Below are 25,984 nucleotides of genomic sequence, written 5' to 3'. Positions count from 1 at the left end.
GTGCTCCTCACGAACGAGTCGATTTCCGGACAACTGACCGACGCGCCGGGGGTGTTGACTCCCGACGCGTCGGACCGTCAGCCGTGCGTGAAGTGCGGCGGGCGCTTGTCCGCGAACGCGGACATGCCCTCCTCCTGGTCGGCGGTCGCGAACACCGCGTGGAACAGACGGCGTTCGAAGCGGACGCCTTCCGCGAGGGTGGTCTCGAAGGAGCGGTTCACGGCCTCCTTGGCCATCATCGCCACGGGCAGGGACATGCCGGCCACGGTCTCGGCCACGGACAGGGCCTCGGCGAGGAGTTCGCCGGCCGGGACGATCCGGGAGACGAGCCCGGCCCGTTCGGCCTCCACCGCGTCCATGGTCCGACCCGTCAGGCAGAGTTCCATCGCCTTGGCCTTGCCGACGGCGCGGGTGAGGCGCTGGGAGCCGCCGATGCCGGGGATCACCCCGAGCTTGATCTCGGGCTGCCCGAAGACGGCCGTGTCGGCGGCGAGCAGGATGTCGCACAGCATCGCCAGCTCGCAGCCGCCGCCGAGGGCGTAGCCGCGGACGGCGGCGATCGTGGGCGTACGAAGCTGCCCGAGGCGGTCCCACGCGGTGAACCAGTCGGAGAGGTACATGTCCATGTAGGTCTGCGGGCGCATCTCCTTGATGTCGGCGCCCGCCGCGAAGGCCCTGGCCGATCCGGTCAGGACGATGCAGCCGACGCCCGGGTCCCGGTCCAGTTCCTCGGTGGCCGCGACGACCTCGGTCATCACCTGGAGGTTCAGGGCGTTCAGGGCCTCGGGCCGGTTCAGGGTGAGCAGGGCCACCCGGCCCTTGCGCTCGACCAGGACGGTCTCGTAGGTCATGCTTCGCTTCCGTTCTGCGGTCGGAGGGTGTGGACGATCGCGGAGAAGTCCAGGCCGGCGCCCTCTCCCGCGGCGAACGCGGCGTACATCTCGGCCGCCTTCAGGCCGAGCGGCGCGTCCACGTTCCCGGCGCGCAGGGCGTTCGCGGCCAGACCGAGGTCCTTGGCCATCAGGGGCGCCGCGAAGCCCGGCAGGTAGTCCCGGTTGGCGGGACTGGCCGGAACCGGCCCGGGGACGGGGCAGTTGACGGTCAGCGCCCAGCACTGGCCGGAGGCGGTCGACGCCACGTCGTAGAGGGCCTGATGGTCCAGGCCCAGGCTCTCGGCCAGCACGAAGGCCTCGCTGACACCGATCATCGAGATGCCGAGGATCAGGTTGTTGCAGATCTTCGCGGCCTGGCCGGCGCCCGCGGCCCCGCAGTGCACGGCCTTCTTCCCCATGGCGGCGAGGAGCGGCCCGGCGGCGGCGAACTCCTCCTCCCCGCCGCCCGCCATGAAGGTGAGGGTCGCGGCCCGCGCACCCGTCACCCCGCCGGAGACCGGCGCGTCCAGGGCCCGGTGCCCGGCCGCGCGGACCGCCGCGTGGGCCGCCCGCGCGTCGGCCACGTCGATGGTGGAGCAGTCGACGAACAGGCTGCCGGGGCGGGCGGCGGCGAGCAGCCCCCGCTCCTCGTAGAGGGCGAGCACGTGGCGGCCCGTCGGCAGCATCGTGATCACCGTGTCCGAGGCGGACACCGCGGCGGCCGCCGACCCGGCCGGCTCCACCCCCGCGTCGGCGGCGGCGGAGAGGAGCTCGGGCACGAGGTCGAAGCCCAGCACGCGGTGGCCCGCCGCGACGAGGTTCGCGGCCATCGGGCCGCCCATGTGGCCGAGCCCGACGAAGGCGACGGTACGGTTCACCAGGGCACCTCCTGGGGGGAGTCGGTGGTGGCGAGTCTCAGCTCACGGCCCTCACCGAGGGGCGCGAAGTAGCGCTCCACATCGGAGTCACGAACCTCCGTGAGGGTGGGCGGGTTCCAGGCGGGGTCGCGGTCCTTGTCGATCACCTGGGCGCGGATGCCCTCGACGAGGTCGGGGTGGGCCAGGGCGTTGCAGGAGACCCGGTACTCCTGTTCCAGGACGCGCTCCAGGGGGCCGAGTTCACGGGCGCGGCGCAGGGCGGCGAGGGTGACCTTCAGCGCGGTCGGCGACTTGGCGAGGAGGATGCCGGCGGTCTCCTTGGCGGCGGGGATGCCGGTGGCGTGGAGCCGGTCGATGATCTCCTCGACGGTTCCGGCCCGGTAGCAGGGGTCGATCCACTCCCGGGCGGCGGCCAGTTCACCCGGGGGCGGGGGTGCGACGTGGCGGGCCAGGGCCTCGGTGACGGGCTCGCGGGTGAGGTCGTCGGTGAAGGCGTCGAGGCGGTCGGAGGGCACGTAATGGTCGGCGAGCCCGCACAGCAGGGCGTCACCCGCCCCGATCGCGGTACCGGTCAGCGCCAGGTGGGTGCCCAGCTCCCCGGGGGCGAGGGCCAGCAGGTAGGTCCCGCCGACGTCGGGGACGAACCCGATCCCGGTCTCCGGCATCGCGATCCGGGACCGTTCGGTGACGACCCGGACGTTGCCGTGTGCAGACACACCGACCCCGCCGCCCATCACGATCCCGTCCATCAACGCCACGTACGGCTTCGGACAGGCCGCGATACGGGCGTTGAGCAGGTACTCGTCGCGCCAGAACCCGGCCGACAGACCCGTCCCGGCCTTCGCGTCGTCGTGGATGGCCCGGATGTCACCGCCCGCGCACAGCCCCCGCTCACCCGCGCCCCGTACCACCACCACCTCGACGGACGGATCCGTCTCCCAGGCGTCCAGGGCCTGCGCCATCCGCAGCACCATCGCGTGCGTCAACGCGTTCAACGCCCTCGGCCGGTTCAGGGTCAGCAACCCCGCCCGCCCCAACCGCCCGACCACCACGGCCTCGTCGGTGCTCATCGCAGGGCCTCCGTCAGTCCTCGGGCGACGATGATGCGCATGACCTCGTTGGTTCCTTCCAGGATCTGGTGCACCCGCAGGTCGCGGACGATCTTCTCGATGCCGTACTCGCTGAGGTAGCCGTAGCCGCCGTGCAGTTGGAGGGCGCGGTCGGCGACCGTGTAGCCGGTGTCGGTGGCGAACCGTTTGGCCATCGCGCACAGCCCGGGGGCGGCCGGATCGCCCCGGTCGAGGGCCTCCGCGGCCTGCCGCACCAGGGCGCGGGCGGCCGCCAGCTCGGTCGCCATGTCGGCCAGCCGGAACTGGAGCGCCTGCGCGTCGAGCAGCCGGCCGCCGAAGGCCTCCCGGTCGGCGAGGTGGGTCAGGCTGCGGTCGAGGGCGCTGCGGGCGCCGCCCAGGGAGCAGGCGGCGATGCCGAGGCGGCCGCCGTTGAGGCCGCTCATGGCGATGCGGAAACCCTCGCCCTCCGCGCCGAGCCGCCGGTCGGCGGGGAGGCGTACGCCGTCGAGGACGACTTGGCGGGTGGGCTGCGCGTTCCAGCCCATCTTGCGTTCGTCGGCGCCGAACGAGAGCCCGGCGTCCGCGCGTTCCACGACGAACGCGGAGATCCCGCGCGGCCCCGGGCCGCCCGTGCGGGCCATGACGATGTAGACCTCGGAGGCCCCGGCGCCGGAGATGAACTGCTTGACGCCGGTCAGGACGTAGTGGTCGCCGTCTCGTTCGGCACGGGTGCGCAGGGCGGCGGCGTCGGAGCCGGCCCCCGGCTCGGTGAGGCAGTAACTGCCCAGGGAGCGGGCCGTGCAGAGCGAGGGGAGCCAGCGGGCGCGCTGGGCCGGATCGCCGTAGCGGTCGATCATCCAGGCGACCATGTTGTGGATGGAGAGGTACCCGGCGATCGACGGGCAGCCGGTGGCGAGCGCCTCGAAGACGAGGATCCCGTCGGCGCGGGAGAGCGCGGAGCCCCCGTACTCCTCGCTCACGTACACGCCCGCGAGGCCGAGCCGGCCGCCGCGGCGCAGTACGTCGACGGGGAAGTGCTTGTCGCGGTCCCAGTCGACGGCGTACGGGGCCAGGTGCTCCTGGGCGAAGTCGAGGGTGACCTCGGCGAGGGCGAGCTGTTCCTCGGTGAGGGTGGCGGTCATGGCGCTCATCCCATCGTCGGGATGGTGAAGCTCGCGCCCTCCCGGAGCCCCGAGGGCCAGCGCGAGGTGACGGTCTTCGTACGGGTGTGGAAGCGGATGGAGTCGGGGCCGTGCTGGTTGAGGTCGCCGAAGCCGGACCGCTTCCAGCCGCCGAAGGTGTGGTAGGCGACCGGTACCGGGATGGGTACGTTGATCCCGACCATGCCGGTGTTGACGCGGCGGCTGAAGTCGCGGGCAGTGTCCCCGTCGCGGGTGAAGAGGGCCACGCCGTTGCCGTAGACGTGCTCGCTGGGCAGCCGCAGGGCCTCCTCGTAGTCGGCGGCCCGTACGACGCACAGCACCGGGCCGAAGATCTCCTCGCGGTAGATCCGCATCTGCGGACTCACCCGGTCGAAGAGGGAGGCTCCGGCGAAGAAGCCGTTCTCGTGGCCGGGCAGGCTGAACCCGCGCCCGTCGACGACGAGTTCGGCGCCCTCGTTCACGCCGATGTCCACGTAGCGGCGGACCCGGTCGAGGGCGTCCCGGCTGACGAGCGGCCCGAAGTCGGCCTCCGGGTCGTCCGAGCGTCCGATGCGCAGGGCGGCGATGCGCTCCTTCAGCTTGCCGACGAGCGCGTCGGCGGTCTCCTCGCCGACCGGAACGGCCACCGAGATCGCCATGCACCGCTCGCCCGCCGAGCCGTAGCCGGCCCCGATCAGGGCGTCGACGGCCTGGTCGAGGTCCGCGTCCGGCATCACGACCATGTGGTTCTTCGCGCCGCCGAAGCACTGGGCGCGCTTGCCGTGGGCGGCGGCGGTCGCGTAGATGTGCGCGGCGACGGGTGTGGAGCCGACGAAGCCGAGCGCCTGGACGCGGGGGTCCTCCAGCAGGGTGTCGACGGCCTCCTTCCCGCCGTTGACCACGTTCAGGACGCCGGGCGGCAGGCCCGCCTCCAGGAAGAGTTCGGCGAGCCGCAGCGGCAGGGACGGGTCGCGTTCGGAGGGCTTGAGGACGAAGGCGTTCCCGCAGGCGAGGGCGGGGGCGGCCTGCCAGAGCGGGATCATCGCCGGGAAGTTGAAGGGGGTGATGCCCGCGACGACGCCCAGCGGGGCGCGCAGGGAGTGCACGTCGATGCCGGTGCCGGCGTTGTCGGTGAACTCCCCCTTCAGCAGGTGCGGGATCCCGGCCGCGAACTCGACCACTTCCAGGCCGCGTTGGAGGTCACCGTGCGCATCGGCGACGGTCTTGCCGTGCTCGGACGACAACAGGCGGGCGAGGGAGTCGCGTTCGCCCTCGACGAGCTGGAGGAAGCGGAGCAGGACGCGGGCGCGCCGCTGCGGGTTCCAGGCGGCCCACTCCCGCTGCGCCTCCTCGGCGTTCGCGATCGCCGCCTCGGTGTCCGCGCGTGAGGCGAGCGGCACGCGGGCCTGGACGGAGCCGGTGTTGGGGTCGTAGACGTCGGCGTAGAGGCCGGAGCCGCCGGTGGTGTGTTTTCCACCGATGAAATGGGTGAGTTCGCGGACCATGGGGAGCCTGCTCTCGTCAGGTGGGATCCGGGGATGGCACGGCAGGCCCGCGCCGCGCACCGGGGCCGGTGCGGGGCGCGGGAACAATGCCGTGGGACGGGCGGGGCGCGGCGCGGGAGGGCGCGCGTACCTGCCTAGAAGCGCGCGAAGAGTCGCGTGCGCTCTGCCGGATCACCTGGGTCGTCAAGACGTACCGGTGCCATGCGTGTCTGCTCCATCCTCGTGGACAACAACACAGAACATTCCGCAGCCGGTATCTGACTTCCAGGGAGAGCTTTCCCCTGGTCACAGTGGCGGGACCGTGCCGGATTCACACCGGCTTCCCTGCACCGCGGGCCTTCGCCCACGAACATATAGTTGGACGTCCTAGTAAGTCCACCCCGCCGCTCGAAGCCCCCTACAGGGCCGGCCCGGCTCCTCAGTGCGACATGCCGCCGTGGGGGGAGTGCGGGGTGGTGGTCTCCAGGGCGCCGCCGAGGCGGGCGCGCAGCGCGGTCAGCGACTCGGGGGTCGGGGCGGTGACCACCCAGCGGTTCCCGACCAGGTACGTGCCCCCGTACGCGCGGGTCTCGGCCAGCCAGGAGCGCAGGCCGCTCCCGTCGGCGAAGGTGGTCACGCGGTAGGCGCCCTGGCCGGTCTCGCATCCGCCCTGGCGCAGTTCGTCGGCCTCCAGACTCACCTGGGCGGTGCAGCCGATGGCGCTCGCGATCTCCTCGACCGTGGCGGGGCGGGTCCGGCCCGCCGGGTCGTCGGAGCGGGCGCAGCCGCCGGCCGACAGCGCGCCGCACAGGGCGGCGACGAGCAGGAGCGTCCGGCGGGTCCGGCGGCCGTTCGACGGCATGGCGACCTCACTCTCACGGGCTGAACGGGCTGAACGGGGTGCGGGCGTGGTGCCCGGCGCGGAGGATCCCGGGCACCACGTCGATCGGCGCGGGCGGCCTAGGCGGCCTTCGCCTTCTTGCCCTTGTCGGTCACGGCGAACCAGAGGCCCTGCTTGTTGTGCCCGCTGATGTCACCCGGTTCCTTGTCGCCGGTGAAGGTGTAGACGGGCCAGCAGTCGATCGTCAATTGCTCGCTGCCGTCCGGCCGCTTCACCGAGCCCACCAATTCCGCCGGTATTCCCGACACCTCGGCCTTGTCGACCGGCTTGGCGGGCTTCCAGGTGTCGACGCAGGAATCGACGCAGCCGATTTTCATCGGCCAGGCACTGTCCTTGTCGAAACGGTAGAGAGTGCGTCCCTCGCCGTCCGCGACGATGTTTCCGAGCTGGGCATTCGCATTCACGGAGAGCGCCCCCTTCTTCGGCGGAACGGCGGGAACGGCGGGAGCCGCCGGGTCGGCGCCCGCGCCGCCGGGCTTGGCGGGGGCCGCCGGCTTGCCGTCGGGGCCCAGTACGTGCCAGGTCCCGCCGACGCCCTCACCGAGGGTGTCCCCGGGCTTGGTGTCCTTCGCGTACCGGTATACGGGCCAGCCCCCGAGCGTCAGCTGCTTGGTGCCGTCGGCCCGCGCCACCGAACCGAGGAGGCCCGCGTCGATGCCCGCGCCGGCCGAGGCGTCGTCCGCCGCCACCGCGGGCCAGGCCTTGGCGCAGTCCCCCTCGCAGTTGGACTTCGGGGGCTTGGCCGTGTCCTTGTCGAAGCGGTAGAGCGTGATGCCCTGGCCGTCGGTGACCGTGGAGCCCAGGTTCGGGAGTTCCTGCACCTTCAGCTGCCCGGCCGCCGCCCCCGCCCCGGCCGCGGCGGCGCCCGTGTCGCCGCCGTACCCCGCGTCGGCCCCGGACCCGTAGCCGGACCCCGAGCCGGAACCGGATCCGTAGAGGGAGCCGAGCTGCTTGCTGTCGCCCACCGGCTGTACCGCGTCCGACTTTCCCGAAGGATTGTCGGACAGGCCGCATCCCGCGGTCAGGAGCAGTACCGCGACCGCCGACCCGGCGAATATCCCACGACGCATTTCCTGCACGATCTCTCCTTCAGGTCAGGTCCCGTGCTTTTCTCGTACTCACTCATTGATACGGGGCCGGGCGCCGCGGCTGTTCACATCCCCGGGAATTTGTCAGATCGCGACAGGAATGAACTCGGGGCCGGGTCGCAGCCGTTCACCGCAGCCGTTCACCGGCCCGGCGCCCCCTCCTCATTCCTGGATGCGCAGGGCGAGCGCCGGGCAGCGCCGCACCGCGCGCAGTGCCTTCGGCCGCAGCCGCCCCGGCACCGGCATGGAGGCCTGGGCCGGGTAGCCGTCCGCGTCGAGCCGTACGACGTCCGGCAGGATGTCCACGCACAGCCCGTGGCCCTTGCACAGGGTCCAGTCCACGACCAGCCGCTCCGGTACCTCGTCCTGCGGCAGCGGCAGCGCCCCCAGCACGCGCCGGCCGCACCCGCTCCCGAGGGCGTGGTCGCGGAACTCGTCGGGGAACGCGGTGAGGGCCGAGGCCACGAAGTGCGAGGTGCCGTCGGGATGACTGCAGGCCCCCCGGCCCCGCACCCCCTTCATCCGCGCCTCCACCGCTTCGAGGGCGCCCGCGCCCCCGCCGCGGACGGCGTCCTCCAGTACGTCGGCCAGCGCGGGCAGCCCCCGTACGCAGGGCCCGCACTGGCCCGCTGACTCCTTCGCCATCCAGCGCGTCACCCGGGCCACCTCCCCGGCCGGACAGGTGTCCTCGGGCAGCGGCAGCACGGCCCCCGCCCCCAGGACCGCGCCGAAGGAGGCCAGCGACTGCCGGGACACGTCCGCCGCGCGGGCCGCCCCGGGGCTGAGCCACCGGCCGTGGTAGCCGCCGACCAGCACCCCCTGGCCGGGACGGGTGCCGCACAGCTCCAGGACGTACGGGAGCGCGGCCCCGGTCGGCGTCTCGACCACCGTGGAGCCGGCCACGGTCAGCAGGACGGTGCCCGGCTCGGTCGGCAGGCCGGTGCTGCGGTACTCGGCCTCGCCGAGGCGCGCCGCGACGGCGAGCTGTGCGTAGGTCTCGGTGTTCGACAGCAGGGTGGGCACGCCGCCCAGGCCCCGTTCGCTGGTGCGCACCTTCTTCCCGGACGGCAGCGCCGGGCCGCCGTTCAGCCCGGCCGTCAGGGCGGTCCCCTCCCCGGTCACGAACCGCTCGGGCAGTCGCACCACGCGCACCTGACGGCCGCCCGGGCCGCGTTCGGCGACCGCGTCGCGCACGGACTGCTCCACATCGGCCCGGGTGACGGCGACCACGACGTCCTCGGCGGCGATCGCGGCGGCCGCCAACAGTGCGCCGTCGAGCACCAGATGCGGTGCGTGCAGCAGCAGGGCGGTGTCCTTGAGGCAACTGGGCTCGCCCTCGCTGCCGTTGACGACGACGGCGGTCTGCCCGTCCCGCCCCCGGGCCGACTGGGTGACGGCGCGCAGTTTGCGGACGAAGGGGAAACCCGCCCCGCCCCGGCCCCGCAGGTCGATGTCGGAGGCGAGCGCGACGAGTTCGTCGGGGCGGTAGCGGGGGAGCGGGCCGTGCGCCGTCAGGTGCCCGAGGCGGTCCAGCCGCGGTGCCTGGTCCAGCCCGGCCAGCAGCCGGGGGGCGCCCACACAGCCGAGGCCGGGGCGCGGGTCGCCGCTCACGCCCGCCCCTTACGGGCGACGAGCCGCCGCGTGGGTTCCTCCAGGACCGGCCCGGCGCCGCCCGGGTCCGGCTCGCCGTAGCGGCGCGGCGCGGACCGCCGGCCGCCGTCGAGGGCCGCAGCCCGCGCCGGACGCGGCCCCGCGGCGGCGAGCACCTCCACCAGCGGGGCGTCGCCGACGGAGTACGTCCGCACCTGGGGCTGCCGCGGGGCGGGGGCCGCCGGCCGGGCGGGCGCGCCCGCGCCGGCCCTGCGGGACCTGATGCGCAGCGCCAGCACGCCGGCGACCCCGGCCAGGCACAGGGCGTAGGCCGCGGTCACCCAGGCGTCGGCCGGACGGCCGGCCTTCAGCCCGTGCACGAGCGAGGCGCCCCACGCCGGGTACGCCCCGATGTGCAGGGCCCGCCACCACAGCGAGCGGCTCTTGGTCGCGAAGACACTACGCACGGCCCCGGAGACGGCGACGGACACGAAGAGATATCCGGCCAGTGTGCCGAGGCCGATGACCACCGGCCGGTCCGCGTCCGCGAACGGCACCGCGGCGGCGGCCGCGGAGGTCTGCCGCAGCGCGACCTTCACCCAGATGTGCAGGGCGAGGAAGGCCAGGCCCGCCACGGCCAGACCGCGGTGCGCGGCCTGCGCGAGCAGGCGGTGTCCCGAGCCCAGTACCACCCGGTCGGTGGCGGCCAGGCCCCACAGGACGGTGGCCGTGAGGCTGACGAGGGAGAGCACGCCCGCCCCGTAGTCGAGGAACTCCCACACCCGGGTCAGGGCGCCCGCCCGGGCGGCCACGAGGAGGGAGACGAGGGCCGCGGCGGCGGCGCAGACCACGCTCGGGCGGAGCCTGCCGTCGGCGGGCAGCAGCGAGGGCCGCCGGACGGCCCGTTTCCCGGCGGCCGGGGCCGCCGCCGCCGCGTGACGACTCCTGCTTCGGGCTCTGTGCGAGCGGGGCATGTGCGGCTGGGTCAGGGGCATCCAGTTCTCCTGTGCACCCGGGCTCCGAGCACTCCACCTGGCGCTCGGCACCCGGGGGTTGTCGTCGGTGGTGGCCGTCGGCGCTGTGGAATTCCCGCGCCGGGCCGAGAAGGAGGGGCTCGGGGCCGGAGTGCAGCAGCATCGTGGAGGCACACGGCATCTCCACGGAATTTATCGAAACGTGATAATTTCTCGCGCCCCGTCTCCGGCACATCGAACAACGCCGGAAGATTCCCCTCCAGTGGGGGTTGTGACAGGCCACCGCGCCGTCCGCCGACTACGCGTCACCGACGGCAAAAACAAGGCAAAACCGCGGGACCGAAAGTGGCCGAATCCCTCCAGAAGGGGGTGCGGTGGCTGCAACTCTCTTGGCACACAAGGTTGTTCGCGAGACAGGCAACCTCGGTGGGGCCCGTCCCGCCTCCGGCGGACAGGCCTTACCCCGGCAAGAACGAGGCAACGATGTGCGAACTTCTGAACCGCATCTGGTCCCGCCCCCGAGGCGAGTGGACCCGCGTCCTGCGCAGGGAACTCCCCGGGATGGCGGCCGAGATAGTGGAGGAACTTCTGCATGGAATTCCGGAATTTTCCGCCCTTATCGATGACAACGATGCCATCGGCGACGAGTTGCTCAGACAGAGGGTGGAAGCGGCACTGCTGACCGTCCTCGGCTACCAGGAGGACACCCAGGAAGAAGGGGAGGGAGAAGGGGAGGAGGACCGGCACGACGGCCGCCAGGAGGACGTCGAGGGCGACCGCCACCGGGAGGTGCGCGAGGAGGTCCGCGAGAGCGCGCTCGGGTCCGTCCACGGCGGCGGGCCCGTCCCCGCCGCCGTCCGGGCGGAAGGCAAGATGCTCGCGGCCGTCCCCCAGCAGGGCGGACGGGAGGCGGCGGCGGCCCGCGCCGGCGGGCATCCGGAGCGTCCGCCGGCACCCGCCCCGACCGACCGGGCCCGCCAGGACCTCTTCCAGGCCCTCACCGACGACCGGGTCGCGTCCGAGAGCTCCCTCACCGAGCTCGCGGAAACCGCCGGCTGGCCCCTGCCCGCCTCCGTACGGGCCGTCGCCCTGGCCACCCCCGGCGAGACGCAGCAACTGGCCGCCGTACTGGAGGACGCCCTCCCCGGGATGTTCGGCGGCCGCCCCTGCCTGCTGCTGCCGAGCCACGACCCGGACGGCCGGGCCGCGCTCGAACTCCCGCTGCGCGGCCGGGCCGCGGCCGTCGGCCACGCGGTACCCCTGCGGGACGCCGCGTCCTCGCTGCGCTGGGCGCTGCGCCTGCTCGCCCTGACCCCCTCGCGCGGAAGCCTGGACGCCCGGGCCGTGTTCGTCGACGACCACCTCTCCACCCTCCTGCTGCTCCAGGACGAACCCCTCGCCCACGCACTGGCCGCCCGCTGGCTGCGTCCCCTGGCGGATCTCACCCCCCGCCAGAGCGAGCGGCTGGAGGTGACCCTGCTCGCCTGGCTGGAGGGCGGCGGAGCCCCGGAGGCGGCCAAGGCCCTCAGCGTCCATCCGCAGACCGTGCGGTACCGGATGCGGCAGCTGGAGAAGCTCTTCGGGCCCGGACTGCGCGACCCGCGCACCCGGTTCGAGCTGGAGATGGCCCTGCGCAGCCGCCGCCTGATGGCCCAGGTACGACGCCAGCACTCGCGGGCGGGCCGCCGCGGCGGACGCGTGGTCACCGCCGACTTCACCCCGCTGGTCGTCGGAAGGATGGCCCGCGTCAACGGCCTGTGAGCCCTGAGCCCTGAGCCCTGATCCCTGACCCTGATCCCTGACCCTGATCCCTGACCGCGCGGCAGCGGCCCGGCACCCGTCACGACGGGCGCCGGGCCGCTGTCGTGCGCAGGACCCGTACGGCGCGGGGGACCCCGTACGCGTACGGCACCACGCGCGGGCGCGACGCCGGCCCGAAGTCCGCCGAGCGGGCTTCGGGCCGGCACCTTTCCCGGGACGGGCACGGTGGATGGGGAGGGGGAGTGCCCGGCCCCGGGAGCAGGGGGAGCGGGGGCTGGGGGTCAGCGGCAGGTGCGCCCGCCGTTGATGCAGTCCACCGCCTTCCTCATCAGGCCGTTCGACATGACGTTGATGAAGTCGCCGTGGTCGGTGACGGGCTTGTGCAGCTGCTCGGGGAAGCTGTCCACCGCGAAGCGCGCGCCGGGCGCGACCCCGTAGGTGATCCGCTGCACCAGCTGCGGGACGGCGGTGAAGCCCTTCTTGCAGCGGCCGTTGCCGTCGGGGAAGGCCATGTGCGTGCGGTGGTTGGCGCTGTCGGTGTTGCGCCCGTCCCAGCAGCTCTGGAAGGTGAAGGTGCGCACCACGTCGCTGCCCTTCGGGCACACCGGGTACTTGTCCTTGAGCTGGCGGTCCTCGAAACCGGTGCAGCTCCAGGAGGCGTTGGCGTTGGCCGTGCCGTTGGCGAAGGCCTTGGCGTCACCCGTGATGATCCGCAGGAACCGGGGCATGGCCTTGACCTGGCCCACGGGACTCCCCTTGAAGGTGGTCGTGACCGTCTTCGGCCGCAGGATCGTGCCCACGTTGGCGTCCTGCCCGCCGCCGGGGGCCTTCGCGTCCCGCTCCGCCTTGCCGTCGCGCAGCCGCAGCACCGGCCAGTAGTAGGTGGACTGGTCGCCGTTGCCGCAGGTGGTGCCGGAGGCCGCGAGGCTGTCGTTGGTGGAGAAGGCGTCCGTGGACTTGTTGCCGACGTAGTCGTGCATGTGGTGCGCCCCGTTGGAGACACCGGGCGCGACGATGACGTTGTCGGGGTTGAAGTGGCCGTTCTCGTTGCGGCCGCACTCGGAGCTGAACGAGCCGTTGGTCGCGCCGCGTTGCGGCGCGGGGGTACGGACGTTCGGCTTGACCTTGCCGATCGCGACGAAGTCGCTCCGGGCCGGCCCGCCCTTCTGCCCGAGGCTGCGGGCCGCGGCCGGATCGGCCGCCGTGTCCTCCTCCGAGGGCGCCTCCTTCATCGCGCATCCGCTCAGGCCGTCCAGCCCCTGCCGGCCCCCGCCGGAGCGGACTATCGCGTCGGACACCCGGCCGATGGTCGAGCCGCGCTGCTGGCGGAGCTCGCCCAGGAGGGACTCCTTGGAGGTGCCGCCGGACAGCCGCCGGTAGGCGTCGGCGACCTGGACGTCCAGCTCGGCGAGGTTCCGGTCGACCTCGGCCCTGGCCTGCTCGGGGACGGAGGTCAGCTTGTCGCCCACGTCCGGGCAGTCGATCGTGGCCGTCGCCCGGCCCGTGCGCGAGGCGTCCTGCCCGGCGGACGCGTTGCCCGCGATCACGGCGACCGCACCGGCGCCGAGCAGCAGCGCGGAGGTCACCGCCACGAGTTTCTTCGACAACCTCGGTCGCCTGTGGTCCTGTTGACTCATCAGATCACGTCACTTCACTTCGTCGGTCGGACATCGGAGGGGGCCGGGGCCCCCTGGTGGTGGGACGGCGCGGCGGAGGCGTCCGAGAGCGTGTCGAAATCGACCAGCCCGCTCTCCTCCAGGACCGAGATGTGGTCCAGGACGGTCGCGTTGGCCGAGGTCGCCAGGGCGCGCACCATGGAGTTGCGGGTCTGCGCCCGGATCTGCGCCAGCAGCGCGAAGACCTTGCCGTGCGCGCGGCGCAGCAGCTGGATGAACAGCCGCTCGTACTCGTTCGCGGGCGCCCGGCTCAACTGCGCCAGCCAGTCCTGCTGTTGGGCGGACGGCTGGTTGGGCAGGTCCATGCCGAGCGCCTGTCCCACCTGGAGGACCTGGCGGTCCAGTTCGGTGTGGCCCTCGACCAGGTGCTCCCCGGCGGTGCGCACCGAGGCGCGCGTCCCGCGCTGCTGGGCCTGCCGTCCGGCGGGCAGCTCCCACAGCCCGGCGAGCCGTACCTTGCGGACGAAGTCCCGGTCCGCGGCGGTCAACGGCCCGTACGCCGTGCTCATGACCCCGCCGCCGTCGTCATCGGCGGCCGGCAGCTTGCCGGCCGGGGCCGCGTTCGCGGCGGAGGCCCGGTCGCCGAACTTGGACACGGGGATCAGCAGCGCGATCAGCGTGACGGCGAGCGCGGTGATGACCAGCCCGCTTCCGATCGTGTATCTGGTGGCCACCGACAAGCCGCTGACGGTTCGTCGCCGGAATGACAGCACAGTGCCTCCTTGCTCCAGGGGCGAACAGGAGCCGCGGGGCCCGCGGGTCCACGGGTCCACGGGCCGGGTGCGGACGTGAACAGCCGTGGGTACGTGGGTGAGCGGCTCCCCGGGCACACCGGGACACCGGGTCCCGGACCGCGGGGACCGCGAGCGCCGCCCGTACCGAGCGGTGCGCACCCGCACTCCTGAGGTGCCACGGGACGCTAGTGCCACACGGGGTACCGCTGCCGCAGGACCATCACCATCGGATAAACATCCGGGCAAGCTCCCGGAAGGCTGGTATCTTGCCGCGTCCCCGACCGCCGACAGAACGGGAACCCGCCTCGATGAACCATCCGAACGGCCCCGGTGCGGCGGCGCCCGGAGCAGGAGGCACGGGCAGGCTCCTCGCGGTCAGCGACCTGCACGTGGGCATGGCCGAGAACCGGCCGATCGTCGAGTCGCTGCGCCCGTCCGGGGACCAGGACTGGCTCATCGTCGCCGGAGACGTCGCCGAACGGCTCGACGACGTGGAATGGGCGCTCGGACTGCTCGCCGAACGCTTCGCCCACGTGGTGTGGACCCCCGGCAACCACGAACTGTGGACCCCGGCCAAGGACCCCGTACAACTGCGGGGACGGGCGAGGTACGAGCGCCTCGTCGAGAGCTGCCGGCGCCTGGGCGTGAGCACACCGGAGGACCCCTTCCGCGTGTGGCGGGGCCCGGGAGGACCGGTCGCCGTGGCGCCGCTGTTCCTCCTCTACGACTACACCTTCCGGGTCGAGGGGACGGCGACCAAGGAGGAGTCCCTCGCCCGCGCCCGGGAGGCGGGCATCGTCTGCACCGACGAGTACATGCTCCACCCGGACCCGTACCCCTCCCGGGAGGACTGGTGCCGGGCCCGGGTCGCCGAGGCCGAACGCCGGCTCGCCGCCCACGACCGGTCCGTCCCGCTGGTGCTCGTCGGCCACTGGCCGCTCGTGCGCGAGCCCACGTCGGTGCTGTGGCACCCGCAGTTCGCCCAGTGGTGCGGGACCGAACTCACCGCCGACTGGCACCGCCGCTTCAACGTCGCGGCCGTCGTCTACGGCCACCTCCACGTCCCCCGCACCACCTGGTACGACGGGGTGCGCTTCGAGGAGGTCTCGATCGGCTACCCCAGGGAATGGCGCAGGCGCGGCCACCCCCGCGGGCTCCTGCGCGAGATCCTCCCGTACGCGACCCGCCCGCGAGCGGCGGACGCCCTGTCCGGGGAAGCCGCCGGGAGATGAGCGGTCCTCCGCGGAGGCGGCCCGGGCGGAGGTGACCGGCTCCGGCCGCCGCGCCCCCGAACGCCCCACGTCAACCCGGGGTCGGAGGGCTCACCCCCGGTTCTCTCGGGGGGCCGTGTACGGGCGCGGGCCGGTGGGGACAGGGGTGTACCGGAATTCCCCCCGGGGTGCGCGGGGTGACGTGGGCGCCGCGGTGGCCGGATTCGGTGCCACCATGCCTGCGCACCCGGCGGACACGGACGAGAGGCGGGCAAGTGACCCCTCAGGTGGTCGACGAAGCGGCGCGGCACCTTCCCGAGCGGCGGAAACCGGAGCCCCCCGCACAGAACACCCCGGCCGCCCCCGCCGAGCCCGGACGGACCGACGCCGAGCTGCTGATCGCGGCCTCGGTCCTGCTGGCCGACGCGGCGCTCACCGCCCGCCAGGCCGGCGCGGAACTCACCGGCGCGCTCGGCAGCTGGCGCTTCGGGCTGGAAGCCCTGCGCCGCCCCGTCTGGGCGCTGGGTACGGCGGTGTCCTGCGCCAAGGCCCTCACCAGTCCCTCCGGCCTGGGCTTCGGCGCCAACGGCGGCCTGATCGGCGAACTGGCCAGGACTGCCGGGAACATGACGTACCGCCGGCCCGCCAAGGTGGCCATGGCCGTGGACGCCTTCGCCCTGCGGATCAGCGCGGCGGCCTCCGCGCACCCCAACCTGGACACCCCGGCGGCCCGCCGCCTGACGGACGCGATGGTGGCCGGGAAGCGGCTCGAAGCGCTCCGCGCCCTGCGCGGCCTGGTCGAACTGCTCGGCATCACCCGCGCCCTCACCACCCTCAGCCCCGTCATGATGGAACTCCTCGCGCTGCTCGGCCTGCTCGACGAGAACCCGGTCAACGACGCCTTCTCCTGGGTGACCCTCGCCGGGGGAGTGCCCACCACCGACCCCTTCCTCGGACTGCCGGGTTCCCTGGTCAGGTTCCTCAACCCCGGCCCCGGCCGAGCCGAGCGGACCGCACCGGACTCCATCCTCGCCAAGGTCCTGACCACCTCCGCCAACGACATCGTCAGCTACGTCAACGACATCGGCGCCCTCGGCAACCACGGCCTGGCCCTGCTGCGCCGCGTCCACTGCGCCGACGGCGCCGTCCGGCACGTGCTCCTGCTGCCCGGAACCAGCTTCGTCCTGCTCAGCAACAGCACCCCCCAGGACCTCGTCGGCGTCTTCGACGGCTTCCTGCACACCGACACCACCTATACCCGCGCCGCCCGCGACCTCCTGCTGCGGGCGGGCGTACCGGTCGGGTCCGACCTCATGATCGTCGGGCACAGCCTGGGCGGGATCACCGCGATGAACCTGGCCTCGGACCCGGAGTTCTCCGCGACGTACCGCCTCACCCACGTGATCGCCGTCGGCTCGCCGGTCGACGCCAAGCGGCCCGCCGACCACACCACCCGGGTGATCAGCCTGGTCAACAAGCACGACGTCATCCCGACGCTCGACGGACGCGGACCGGCGTCCCCCCACGACGTCCCCGACAGCTGGGTCGAACTGTCCTGGCTGGACGATTCGTACGACTACCCGCTGTCCCACGCCCCCCAGGCGTACTCCGACAGCCTGCGCGGCGCCATGGCCCACCACCGGGAACGGGTCAACGGCCTGATCCGGGCCTACGACGGCGAGATCGCCGGCAACCAGCCGTACATGCTGCGCGACAAGTGACCGCGAGGGAGACCGACCGATGACCGACGACGACCGCCCCGGCCCGGGGGCCGGACCGGGCAGCAGCGCCGCACGGGGCCCCGCCGCGGCCTGGCCCCTGGAGAACGCCCTGTTCAGCGCCACCCTGCTCGCCCAGCGGCTGCCCTGGACCGACGCGCCCGCCCGCGCGCTGGGCCTGGACGCGCTCACCCGCGAGGGCCTGACCCGCCGGCTGCTCGCGCACCTCGCCCGCAGCCGCTCCGGACGGCCCGTCCAACTGCGCACCCCCTTCGGCTCCTTCCTCGTCCCGCTCACCACCGACGACGCCGAAGCCCTGCTCGCCCGCGCCGAGCAGGCGGGCGCCCTGGCCCCCGCGAGCGGCCTCGACGCCGGGGGCCGGCGCTACGGACTCTCCCCGCACGCCGCCCCCGACACGGCCCTGGCACGCGAGGCGGCTCCGCCCGCCGGGGAGCTGCGCCCCCTGCTCGCCGAGGACGTCGACCGGGTCACCGCGGCCCGGCGCGGCGACGGCACCCTCGACGGGCAGGACTGGCGTGCCGGAATGCTGCGCCTGGCCCGCCGCGTGGTCGTCGGAGCCGACGCCGCCGAGGACACCCTGCTCAGCGAGGTGCTCGCGGCGGCGACCGGGGCCGTGGACAGCCGCGCGTACGAGGCCAGGGCCGCGGCCCTCGCCCGGCGGCTGGCGCCGTACCTGGCCGGTCCGGACCCGGAGTCCCTGGCCGGACGGCTCTGCGCGCGCGGCCTGACGGCGGCCGACGCCCGCACGGTGCCCGTCGTCGCGCACGCGCTCGCCCTGGTGTCCGAGGCCGCCTCCACGACCGCGCTCCAGGCCCTGGCCCTGCTGGCCGCCCGGGCCGCCGCCTCCCCGGACCGGGCCGTCGCCCTGGCCCTGCGGCGCTACCCGCCCGTGGCCGCCGCCGCGCACCCGGTGCGGGCACCCTTCACCTGGCGGGACCTGACCGTGGACCCCGGCACCGAGATCCTGTGCGCGCCCGCTCTGCTGCCGCACCCGCCGGGCGAGGACGGCCCCGGCTCCTGGCCGGCGGCGCTGTGCACCGTCCCCGGCGGCTGCGCGTGGACGCCGTTCGCGGCCCTCGTCGCGGAGCAGGCCGTACGCGCGGTCGTGGCGGAGGCCCGCCCGGTGCTGATCTCCCCCCGGCTCGAACCCGCCCGGCTGCCGGACACCCTCGCGCCGCACGGGCTGCTCGTGGCCCTGACGGACCCCGAAGGGCGGCCGACCGACGCACGGGTGACGGTCGGTCTGCCGGCGGCGCTGCCCGTCGCCGCGCCCGGCTACGCCCCCGCCTCCTACGGGGCCCTGGCACGGGCCAGCGCCGACCGGCTGGAACGGCACGCGGAAAGCCTCGCCGCCTGCGCCGGGAACACCGGCTGGAACGGGGACGAGGCGGGCGAACGGTTCCGCATGGTGCTCCTGGGCCACGCGGACCGGTGCGCGAAGGCCGCGTCCGAGGTCCGGGCCGCCGCGCAGCGGCTGTCGGGCTGACCCGCGCGGCGCCCCCGCCTACCAGAAGGCCGTCTCCCGGCGGCCGGTCTCCCGGTCCAGCATCTCCTGCACCGCCCGCTGGACCTCGGCGCACAGACCGCGCGCCGCCGCCGACCGCTCGGCGATGGACGTCGGCCGCACCGGCGCCGGGATCGGCTCGCCGATGGTGACGAGCCACTTCGAGGGCAGCGGGAAGCCCGGGGTGAGCGGGAAGTAGGGCAGGTCGAAGAGGCGTGCGAGGGCCGGGACCTCCCCGAGCTTGGGGCACGCCTCCTCCGCGCCCACCACGGCCACCGGGATCACGGGCGCGCCCGCGCGGACCGCGGTCACCGCGAAACCGGGGCTGAAAGGCCGAAGCCGGTAGCGTTCGTGGAAAGGCTTTTCCAGCCCTGAAGTCCCCTCGGGAAAGACTCCTACGAGTCCCCCCGCGTTCAGGTGTTCCAGTCCGAGGGTCGGCTCGATCGGATAGGCGCCGTTCTTCTGCGCGTACGGACCGAGCACCGGTACGCGGAAAGTGAACGGCGCGGCCGGAATGCGCAGGGGCCGGCCCAGGGAACGCGCGAAGACCTTGTGGAGCACGAAGGCGTCCAGTCCCCACGCCCCGGAGTGGTTCGCCGCGAGCATCGCCGCGCCCTCGGCCGGAACGTTCTCCAGCCCCAGTACGTCCAGGCGGAAGTAGTCGTCGACGAGCCAGTCGAGGGTGCGGTCGAAGGCGGTCTCGGCCGCCGCGCCCAGGAGCTTCCCCAGCTGCCGGAATTCGGCCGCCGCCGTCTCCAGGACATCGTTCATGCTTTCGGACACGAAGAGTGCTCGCTCTCGGTTATCGAGGCCGGTTTCACGCGAATGTGGTGGCGTGCTGCTCATTTTCCGTGCGGAAATCCTCGCGGCTCCACGCCGGGGGAGTGCGCCGAAGTCGTCGCCCTCCGCCGGAGCGGGCGGAGCCGGTCCACGGGCGGCGGCCCGCCCGGGCGCTCGTACACCCGTCCCGGGGGTGAGCGGGCGGCCGGGCCGTCCCCGATACCGCCTCTTCCCGGCCAGGCGCAAGAGTTCACGCAATGTTTCGACGAGGAAATCCTTGATGCCGCACTAGACTGGCGGGTTGTTTGGCGCTGGTCCGGAACAACCTGGGCAAACCCGGGCTCCGCCGGCGACCCGGACGTTACCGGGAACGAGACACGAGGGCCGATGTCAGCCACACCTGAGCGCGGGGAACGCATCCTGCTCGACGACGCCCGGACCCGCGAGGACTCCGGCAAGTCCGCCCTGTTCTCCGCCGGGCCCGCGGCCCCCGCCCGCACCCTCGTCGACGTCTTCGAGGCCTCCGTACGCGCCCACCCCGACGAACTCGCCCTGGACGACGGCACCGGCCGGCTGACCTACCGGGCGCTGGCCGTCGAGGTCGAACGCCGCCGCCGGGCCCTGGAGGCCGCCGGCGTCGGGCTCGGCGACCGGGTCGGCATCCGGGTGCCGTCCGGTACCAACGAGCTGTACACCGCAGTCCTCGCCGTCCTCGCCGCCGGCGCCGCCTACGTGCCCGTCGACGCCGAGGACCCCGACGAGCGGGCCGAGCTGGTCTTCGGCGAGGCCGGGGTGCGCGCGGTGCTCGGCGCCGGACACTCCGTCGAGGTCACCGGCCCCGCCGGGGCCCCGGCCGCCGCCGCGCGGCCCGGACCCGAGCACGACGCCTGGATCATCTTCACCTCCGGCTCCACCGGCAAGCCCAAGGGCGTCGCCGTCACCCACCGCAGCGCCGCCGCCTTCGTCGACGCCGAAGCCGCGCTCTTCCTCGCCGAGGAGCCCATCGGCCCCGGCGACCGGGTCATGGCCGGGCTCTCCGTCGCCTTCGACGCCTCCTGCGAGGAGATGTGGCTGGCCTGGCGCTACGGCGCCTGCCTGGTGCCCGTACCCCGCTCCCAGGTCCGCAGCGGCGCCGACCTCGGCCCCTGGCTGGTGGAGCAGGAGATCACCGTCGTCTCCACCGTGCCGACCCTGGCCGCGCTGTGGGAGCCCGAAGCGCTCAACGAGGTCCGGCTGCTGATCTTCGGCGGCGAGGCCTGCCCGCCCGAACTGACCCAGCGCCTGGTCACCGAGGGCCGCGAGGTCTGGAACACCTACGGCCCCACCGAGGCCACCGTCGTGGCCTGCGCCTCGCTCCTGACAGGCGAGGAACCGATCCGGATCGGGCTCCCCCTGAACGGCTGGGAACTGGCCGTGGTCGACGAGTCCGGCGAGCCGGTCCCGATGGGCGGCAGCGGCCAGCTCGTCATCGGCGGCGTCGGCCTGGCCCGCTACCTCGACCCCGAGAAGGACGCCGAGAAGTACGCCCCCCTCGACTCCCTCGGCTGGCAGCGCGCCTACCGCAGCGGCGACCTCGTCCGCGCCGAACCGGAAGGGCTCGTCTTCCTCGGCCGCGGCGACGAGCAGATCAAGCTCGGCGGACGCCGCATCGAGCTCGGCGAGGTCGACTCCGCGCTCCAGGCCCTGCCCGGCGTCGCCGGCGCGGCCGCCGCCGTCCGCACCGCCCGCAGCGGCAACCAGCTGCTCGTCGGCTACCTCGTCACCCAGGACGGCTGGGACCACGCGGCGGCCGTGACCCGGCTGCGCGCCGAGCTGCCCGCCGCCCTCGTCCCGCTGCTCGCCCCGGTCGAGGAACTGCCGACCCGCACCTCCGGCAAGGTGGACCGCGACGCCCTGCCCTGGCCGCTGCCCGAACTGGAGACCACCGGCCCCGCCGAACAGCTGTACGGGACCGAGGCCTGGCTCGCCGAGCAGTGGAGCGAGACCCTCGGCGTGGCCGTCACCGGCGCCGCCGACGACTTCTTCGCGATCGGCGGCAGCAGCCTCGCCGCCGCCCAGCTCACCACCCGGCTGCGCACCCGCTACCCGAGCGCGGCCGTCCTCGACATCTACCAGCAGCCCACCCTGCGCAAGCTCGCCCGGCACCTGGAGAAATCCGCCCAGGGCGACGGCACGGCCCGGACCGTCGCACCCGTACCGCTGCGCTCCCAGGCGATCCAGTCCCTCCTGCTGCTCCCGCTGTTCACCCTCGTCGGCCTGCGCTGGACGGTGGCGCTGCTGGCCCTGGGCAACGCCGCCCACTGGTTCGGCGCCTACCCGTGGGCGCCGACCGCCTCCTGGTGGCTCGTTGCCGCCGGCGCGGCCCTCCTCTTCAGCCCGCCCGGCCGCCTCGCGCTCGCCGCCGGCGGCGCCCGCCTGCTGCTGCGCGGCGTGAAGCCCGGGCGCTACCCGCGCGGCGGCAGCGTGCACCTGCGCCTGTGGACGGCCGAGCGGCTCGCCGAGTACACCGGCGCGACCTCCCTCACCGGCTCCTGGCTGGAACGCTACGGCCGCGCCCTGGGCGCCAAGATCGGCCCCGAGGTCGACCTGCACTCCCTGCCCCCGGTCACCGGCATGCTCAAACTCGGCCGCGGCTGCGCCGTGGAGTCCGAGGTGGACCTCTCCGGGCACTGGCTGGACGGCGACCGGCTGGAGATCGGCCCCGTCAAGGTCGGCGCGGGCGCCGTGGTCGGCACCCGCAGCATGCTCTTCCCCGGCGCCCGCGTCGGCAAGCGGGCCGAGGTGGCCCCCGGCTCCGCCGTGGCCGGACAGATCCCGACCGGCCAGCGCTGGGCCGGAGCGCCCGCCGTCAAACTCGGCAAGGCCAAGCGGAACTGGCCCAAGGAACGCCCGCCGCGCTCCGTCCACTGGCGGGCCGCCTACGGGGCGACCGGCTTCTGCCTGACCGCCCTGCCCGTGCTCGCCACCGTGCCCGCCCTGCTCGTGGCGAGCCTGTTCGTCCCCACCACGGCTGGACTCGGCGAAGCCCTGCGCGGAGTGCTGCTCGCCGTCGTACCCGGCGCGCTCGCCTTCGGCTTCACGTACGCGCTGCTCCTGCTGGTCTGCGTACGCCTGCTCAGCCTCGGCCTGCGCACCGGGGTCCATCCGACGCACAGCCGCGTCGGATGGCAGGCCTGGACCGTCACCCAGCTGATGGACCTGGCCCGCGAAACGCTCTTCCCGCTGTACGCGGGGCTGATCACCCCGGTGTGGCTGCGCCTGCTCGGCATGAAGATCGGCCGCGGCGCCGAGGTGTCCACCGTGCTCGCACTGCCCAGCCTCACCACCGTCGGCGAAGGCGCCTTCCTCGCCGACGACACCCTGACCGCCCCCTACGAACTGGGCGGCGGCTGGGTGCGCGTCGGACACTCCGAGATCGGCCGCCGGGCCTTCCTCGGCAACTCCGGAATGACCGCCCCCGGCCGCTCCGTCCCCGACGACGGACTCGTCGGCGTCCTGTCCGCCACCCCGAAGAAGGCCAAGAAGGGCAGCTCCTACCTGGGCCTGCCGCCGGTCCGGCTGCCGCGCTCGGCCGCCGGCGCCGACCAGAGCCGGACCTACGACCCGCCCGCGCGCCTGCTGTGGGCCCGCGGCCTGGTGGAACTGTGCCGCCTCGTCCCCGTCTTCTGCTCGGCCGCCCTGGCCGTACTGACCGTGGCGGCGCTCTGCGCGCTGGCGGACCCCCGCGCCCTCGGCGTCTGGGGGGCCGCCCTGCTGTCCGGCGCGGTCCTGCTCGCCGCCGGAGCGGCCGCCGGTCTGGTCTCGGTGGCCGCGAAATGGCTGCTGGTGGGCCGGCACCGGACGGGCGAGCACCCGCTGTGGAGCGGCTTCGTGTGGCGCAACGAACTGGCCGACACCTTCGTCGAAGTACTGGCCGTGCCGTGGCTGGCCGGATCCGTACCCGGTACGCCGCTGCTCGCCCTGTGGCTGCGCGCGCTCGGCGCCCGGATCGGCCGGGGCGTGTGGTGCGAGAGCTACTGGCTGCCCGAGACGGACCTGGTGGAGCTGGGCGACGCGGTCAGCGTGAACCGGGGATGCGTGTTGCAGACACACCTCTTCCACGACCGGATCTTGAGGACGGATACTGTGATCCTCCGCGAGGGCGCCACCCTGGGCCCGGGCGGCATCGTCCTGCCCGGGAGCACGGTCGGGGCCCGCAGCACCCTGGGCCCCGCCTCCCTCGTGATGGCCGGGGAGTCCGTCCCCGCCGACACCCGCTGGCTGGGCAACCCGATCGAGGCGTGGCGGTCCTGACCGGCGGTCCGCGCGGCGACGGCAGCGGCACCGGCAGGACCAGCGGCATCAGCGGCACCAGCACGTCGTACGAGCACAGCGCAGGGAGCGGAAGCGGCATGAGCGGCCAGCAGACAGCGGCATCGGACCCGTACTTCCCGGCCAACGGCGATCCCCGTTACCGCGTGCACCGGTACGAACTCGCTCTGGAATACCGTCCCGGCCCCAACCGCCTCGCCGGGACGGCCCGGCTCAGCGCCATCGCCGGGCGGGCCCCGCTCACCGAGTTCCACCTCAACCTGGCCGAGTTCAAAATAGGCCGCGTCACGGTCAACGGCCGGGCACCCCACTACACCCACCGCGGCGGCAAGCTCCGGCTCCGCCCGGCCAAGCCGCTGCCCGCCGGCGCCGCCTTCACCGTGGAGGTCCACTGGGCGGGCAACCCCAAGCCCGTGAACAGCCCCTGGGGCGGCCTCGGCTGGGAGGAGCTGACCGACGGCGCCCTGGTGGCCAGCCAGCCCGTCGGCGCCCCCTCCTGGTACCCCTGCAACGACCGGCCCGCCGACAAGGCCTCGTACCACATCTCGGTCAACACGCCCTCCCCCTACACGGTGGTGGCCGGCGGCCGCCTCCTCACCCGCACGACCAGGGCCAGCACCACCACCTGGGTCTACGAGCAGTCCGCGCCCACCTCCAGCTACCTGGTCGGCCTGTCCATCGGCATGTACCAGACGGTCCTGCTCGGCGACCCCGGGCTCGGCGGCGTCCCGCAGAGCGCCCACGTACCGGCGCACCTGCTGCCGAGGTTCTCCCGCGACTTCGCCCGCCAGCCCGCCATGATGCAGCTGTTCGAGGAACTCTTCGGGCCCTACCCCTTCGGCGAGTACACGGTCGTCGTCGCCGACGAGGAACTCGACGTCCCCGTGGAGGCCCAGGGCCTGTCCACCTTCGGCGCCAACCACGTGGACGGGGTCCGCGGCTCGGAACGCCTCGTCGCGCACGAACTCGCCCACCAGTGGTTCGGCAACAGCGTGACCATCGCCGACTGGCGGCACATCTGGCTGAACGAGGGCTTCGCCAAGTACGCCGAATGGCTCTGGTCGGAGCGCTCCGGCGGCCGCCCCGCCCACGAGCTGGCCGCCGCCGCCCACCGCGTGCTGTCCACGCAGCCGCAGGACCTGAAGCTGGCCGACCCGGGCCGCAAGCTGATGTTCGACGACCGCCTCTACCAGCGCGGCGGCCTGGCCGTCCACGCCGTCCGCTGCGCCCTGGGCGACGGCCCCTTCTTCCGGATGCTGCGCGACTGGGCCGTGGTGTACCGGCACGGCGTGGTGACCACCGCCGCCTTCGCCGCCCACGTGGCCCGCTACGCCACCGACCCCCTGGACGACCTCCTCACGGCCTGGCTCCACACCCCCGCCCTGCCGCCGATGCCCGCGCCCGCCTCCCCGCCGGACGCCGCGAACCCCGACACGGCCCCCCGAGGCCGCCTCTGGCGGCGCTGACCGGCCGCATGGCGATCACCCGAGGGGGACGGGAGAATGAGACCAGGAGCAGTCGTGGGCGCACTGCGCGGGCTGCATCCGTACGAGCCGGCCGAGGCCCCCGCGGCCTGAGGGGCGGCATCCCGTGGTGCTTGATCTGCTTCTCATCGGCTTGGCCGTCACGCTCTTCCCCCTGCCGATCATGGCGTTCGTGCTGGTCGTATCCGCACCCCGAGGGGTGCGGAAGGGGCTGGCGTTCATCCTCGCCTGGCTCGCATGCCTCGTCGCCGTGATCGCCGCCGTTCTGCTCCTGACCGGCGGGCAGCCGCCGCCACCTCGCTCCCCGCCCTCCATCGCGGCACTCGCGGCCACGCTGGCCATCGGTGTGGGACTCGTCCTCTACAGCGAGCACAGGCGCCGCCGGAGCCGCCGCGACGCCCCCGCGCCCTCCGCGAACGAGCCGACGGCTTCGGGGACCTCGCTGGAGTCCCGCATGGACCAGGCCACCGGCTGGTCCGCGGCCGCACTCGCCGTACTCCTCCAGCCGTGGGGAATGGTCGCAGCCGCGGCCGCCACCGTCGTGCAGGCCGACCTCTCCCACGCCGAGTCCTCGCTGGCGCTCTTCGCCTTCTGTCTCCTGGCCACCTCGACCCTGCTGGCCATGGAGCTGTACATGGTGTTCTCACCCGAGAAGGCCCAGCTCGCGCTGACGAACCTGCGCGCATGGCTGGAACGCCACAAGGACCCGGCGATCGTCGTCGCCTGCCTCGTCCTCGGACTGTGGCTGGTCGGCAGGAGCCTCTACCAGCTCACCGCCTGAGATC

Annotated in this window: 19 protein-coding genes and 1 riboswitch; of the genes, 7 read left to right on the top strand and 12 right to left on the bottom strand. The window is 73.8% G+C overall.

Annotated elements, in window-relative coordinates; all coding sequences use genetic code 11:
• Positions 1-77 precede the first annotated feature (77 nt).
• From OOK31_RS03795 to OOK31_RS03755, 9 genes are all read right to left on the bottom strand, one after another.
• Positions 78-851, bottom strand: a complete 774-nt coding sequence (locus OOK31_RS03795) for an enoyl-CoA hydratase (protein WP_267010881.1) — start codon at positions 849-851, stop codon at positions 78-80.
• Complete coding sequence (mmsB, locus tag OOK31_RS03790) at positions 848-1,750, bottom strand: 3-hydroxyisobutyrate dehydrogenase (protein WP_267010880.1); 903 nt, start codon at positions 1,748-1,750, stop codon at positions 848-850. Before mmsB ends, OOK31_RS03795 begins: the two co-directional genes overlap by 4 nt.
• Positions 1,747-2,820 carry an enoyl-CoA hydratase/isomerase family protein gene (locus tag OOK31_RS03785; protein ID WP_267010879.1) on the bottom strand — a complete coding sequence of 358 codons (1,074 nt, stop codon included), beginning with the start codon at positions 2,818-2,820 and terminating at the stop codon, positions 1,747-1,749. The genes mmsB and OOK31_RS03785 overlap by 4 nt, the downstream gene beginning before the upstream one ends.
• Positions 2,817-3,962, bottom strand: a complete 1,146-nt coding sequence (locus tag OOK31_RS03780; RefSeq protein ID WP_267011824.1) for an acyl-CoA dehydrogenase family protein — start codon at positions 3,960-3,962, stop codon at positions 2,817-2,819. Before OOK31_RS03780 ends, OOK31_RS03785 begins: the two co-directional genes overlap by 4 nt.
• A 5-nt stretch (positions 3,963-3,967) precedes the next feature.
• Positions 3,968-5,467: a CoA-acylating methylmalonate-semialdehyde dehydrogenase gene (locus tag OOK31_RS03775; RefSeq protein ID WP_267010878.1), complete on the bottom strand. Its 1,500-nt coding sequence runs from the start codon at positions 5,465-5,467 to the stop codon at positions 3,968-3,970.
• A 230-nt stretch (positions 5,468-5,697) separates the two neighbouring features.
• A riboswitch (cobalamin riboswitch) is annotated at positions 5,698-5,816 on the bottom strand.
• Positions 5,817-5,885: 69 nt separating this feature from the next.
• Positions 5,886-6,308, bottom strand: coding sequence for a hypothetical protein (locus OOK31_RS03770; protein WP_267010877.1), 423 nt, complete (start codon positions 6,306-6,308; stop codon positions 5,886-5,888).
• 98 nt (positions 6,309-6,406) lie between these two features.
• Complete coding sequence (locus OOK31_RS03765; protein ID WP_267010876.1) at positions 6,407-7,417, bottom strand: SCO0930 family lipoprotein; 1,011 nt, start codon at positions 7,415-7,417, stop codon at positions 6,407-6,409.
• Positions 7,418-7,597: 180 nt separating this feature from the next.
• Complete coding sequence (locus OOK31_RS03760; RefSeq protein WP_267010875.1) at positions 7,598-9,046, bottom strand: NADH-quinone oxidoreductase subunit NuoF family protein; 1,449 nt, start codon at positions 9,044-9,046, stop codon at positions 7,598-7,600.
• Positions 9,043-10,020, bottom strand: coding sequence for a hypothetical protein (locus OOK31_RS03755; protein WP_267010874.1), 978 nt, complete (start codon positions 10,018-10,020; stop codon positions 9,043-9,045). The genes OOK31_RS03760 and OOK31_RS03755 overlap by 4 nt, the downstream gene beginning before the upstream one ends.
• 462 nt (positions 10,021-10,482) lie before the next feature.
• On the opposite strand from OOK31_RS03755, the gene OOK31_RS03750 reads away from it, so the two are divergent.
• Complete coding sequence (locus OOK31_RS03750; protein WP_267010873.1) at positions 10,483-11,760, top strand: CdaR family transcriptional regulator; 1,278 nt, start codon at positions 10,483-10,485, stop codon at positions 11,758-11,760.
• 281 nt (positions 11,761-12,041) lie between these two features.
• Here OOK31_RS03750 and OOK31_RS03745 read toward each other — a convergent pair whose 3' ends face one another.
• Together OOK31_RS03745 and OOK31_RS03740 are read right to left on the bottom strand one after the other, a co-directional pair.
• Positions 12,042-13,397, bottom strand: a complete 1,356-nt coding sequence (locus OOK31_RS03745) for a DUF1996 domain-containing protein (RefSeq protein WP_267010872.1) — start codon at positions 13,395-13,397, stop codon at positions 12,042-12,044.
• 14 nt (positions 13,398-13,411) lie between these two features.
• A complete protein-coding gene (locus OOK31_RS03740) occupies positions 13,412-14,110 on the bottom strand; it encodes a DUF4142 domain-containing protein (RefSeq protein WP_267010871.1) in 699 nt (232 codons plus the stop codon).
• Positions 14,111-14,478: 368 nt separating this feature from the next.
• Here OOK31_RS03740 and OOK31_RS03735 point away from each other — a divergent pair, with 368 nt between their 5' ends.
• The 3 genes from OOK31_RS03735 to OOK31_RS03725 all read left to right on the top strand — a co-directional run bounded on the left by OOK31_RS03735 (position 14,479) and on the right by OOK31_RS03725 (position 18,606).
• A complete protein-coding gene (locus tag OOK31_RS03735; RefSeq protein ID WP_267010870.1) occupies positions 14,479-15,402 on the top strand; it encodes a metallophosphoesterase in 924 nt (307 codons plus the stop codon).
• 254 nt (positions 15,403-15,656) lie between these two features.
• On the top strand, positions 15,657-17,102 hold the full coding sequence (locus OOK31_RS03730) for a hypothetical protein (RefSeq protein ID WP_267010869.1): 1,446 nt from the start codon (positions 15,657-15,659) through the stop codon (positions 17,100-17,102).
• A gap of 19 nt (positions 17,103-17,121) precedes the next feature.
• A complete protein-coding gene (locus OOK31_RS03725; protein WP_267010868.1) occupies positions 17,122-18,606 on the top strand; it encodes a hypothetical protein in 1,485 nt (494 codons plus the stop codon).
• Positions 18,607-18,624: 18 nt separating this feature from the next.
• On the opposite strand, the gene OOK31_RS03720 is transcribed toward OOK31_RS03725, so the two are convergent.
• A complete protein-coding gene (locus tag OOK31_RS03720) occupies positions 18,625-19,407 on the bottom strand; it encodes a lysophospholipid acyltransferase family protein (protein ID WP_267010867.1) in 783 nt (260 codons plus the stop codon).
• A gap of 384 nt (positions 19,408-19,791) precedes the next feature.
• Between OOK31_RS03720 and OOK31_RS03715 the strand changes: the two genes are divergently transcribed.
• The 3 genes from OOK31_RS03715 (at position 19,792) to OOK31_RS03705 (ending at position 25,980) form a co-directional block, all read left to right on the top strand.
• Positions 19,792-23,697, top strand: coding sequence for a Pls/PosA family non-ribosomal peptide synthetase (locus OOK31_RS03715; protein ID WP_267010866.1), 3,906 nt, complete (start codon positions 19,792-19,794; stop codon positions 23,695-23,697).
• Positions 23,698-23,795: 98 nt separating this feature from the next.
• Complete coding sequence (locus tag OOK31_RS03710) at positions 23,796-25,181, top strand: M1 family metallopeptidase (RefSeq protein ID WP_267011823.1); 1,386 nt, start codon at positions 23,796-23,798, stop codon at positions 25,179-25,181.
• 124 nt (positions 25,182-25,305) lie between these two features.
• Positions 25,306-25,980, top strand: coding sequence for a GAP family protein (locus OOK31_RS03705; protein ID WP_267010865.1), 675 nt, complete (start codon positions 25,306-25,308; stop codon positions 25,978-25,980).
• The last annotated feature ends 4 nt before the right edge of the window (positions 25,981-25,984 follow it).

It is taken from the genome of Streptomyces sp. NBC_00249, assembly GCF_026342355.1.
Taxonomy (GTDB): Bacteria; Actinomycetota; Actinomycetes; order Streptomycetales; family Streptomycetaceae; genus Streptomyces.
The sequence above is the reverse complement of the archived record's forward strand: the minus strand, read 5'-3'. Positions and strand labels throughout refer to the sequence as shown.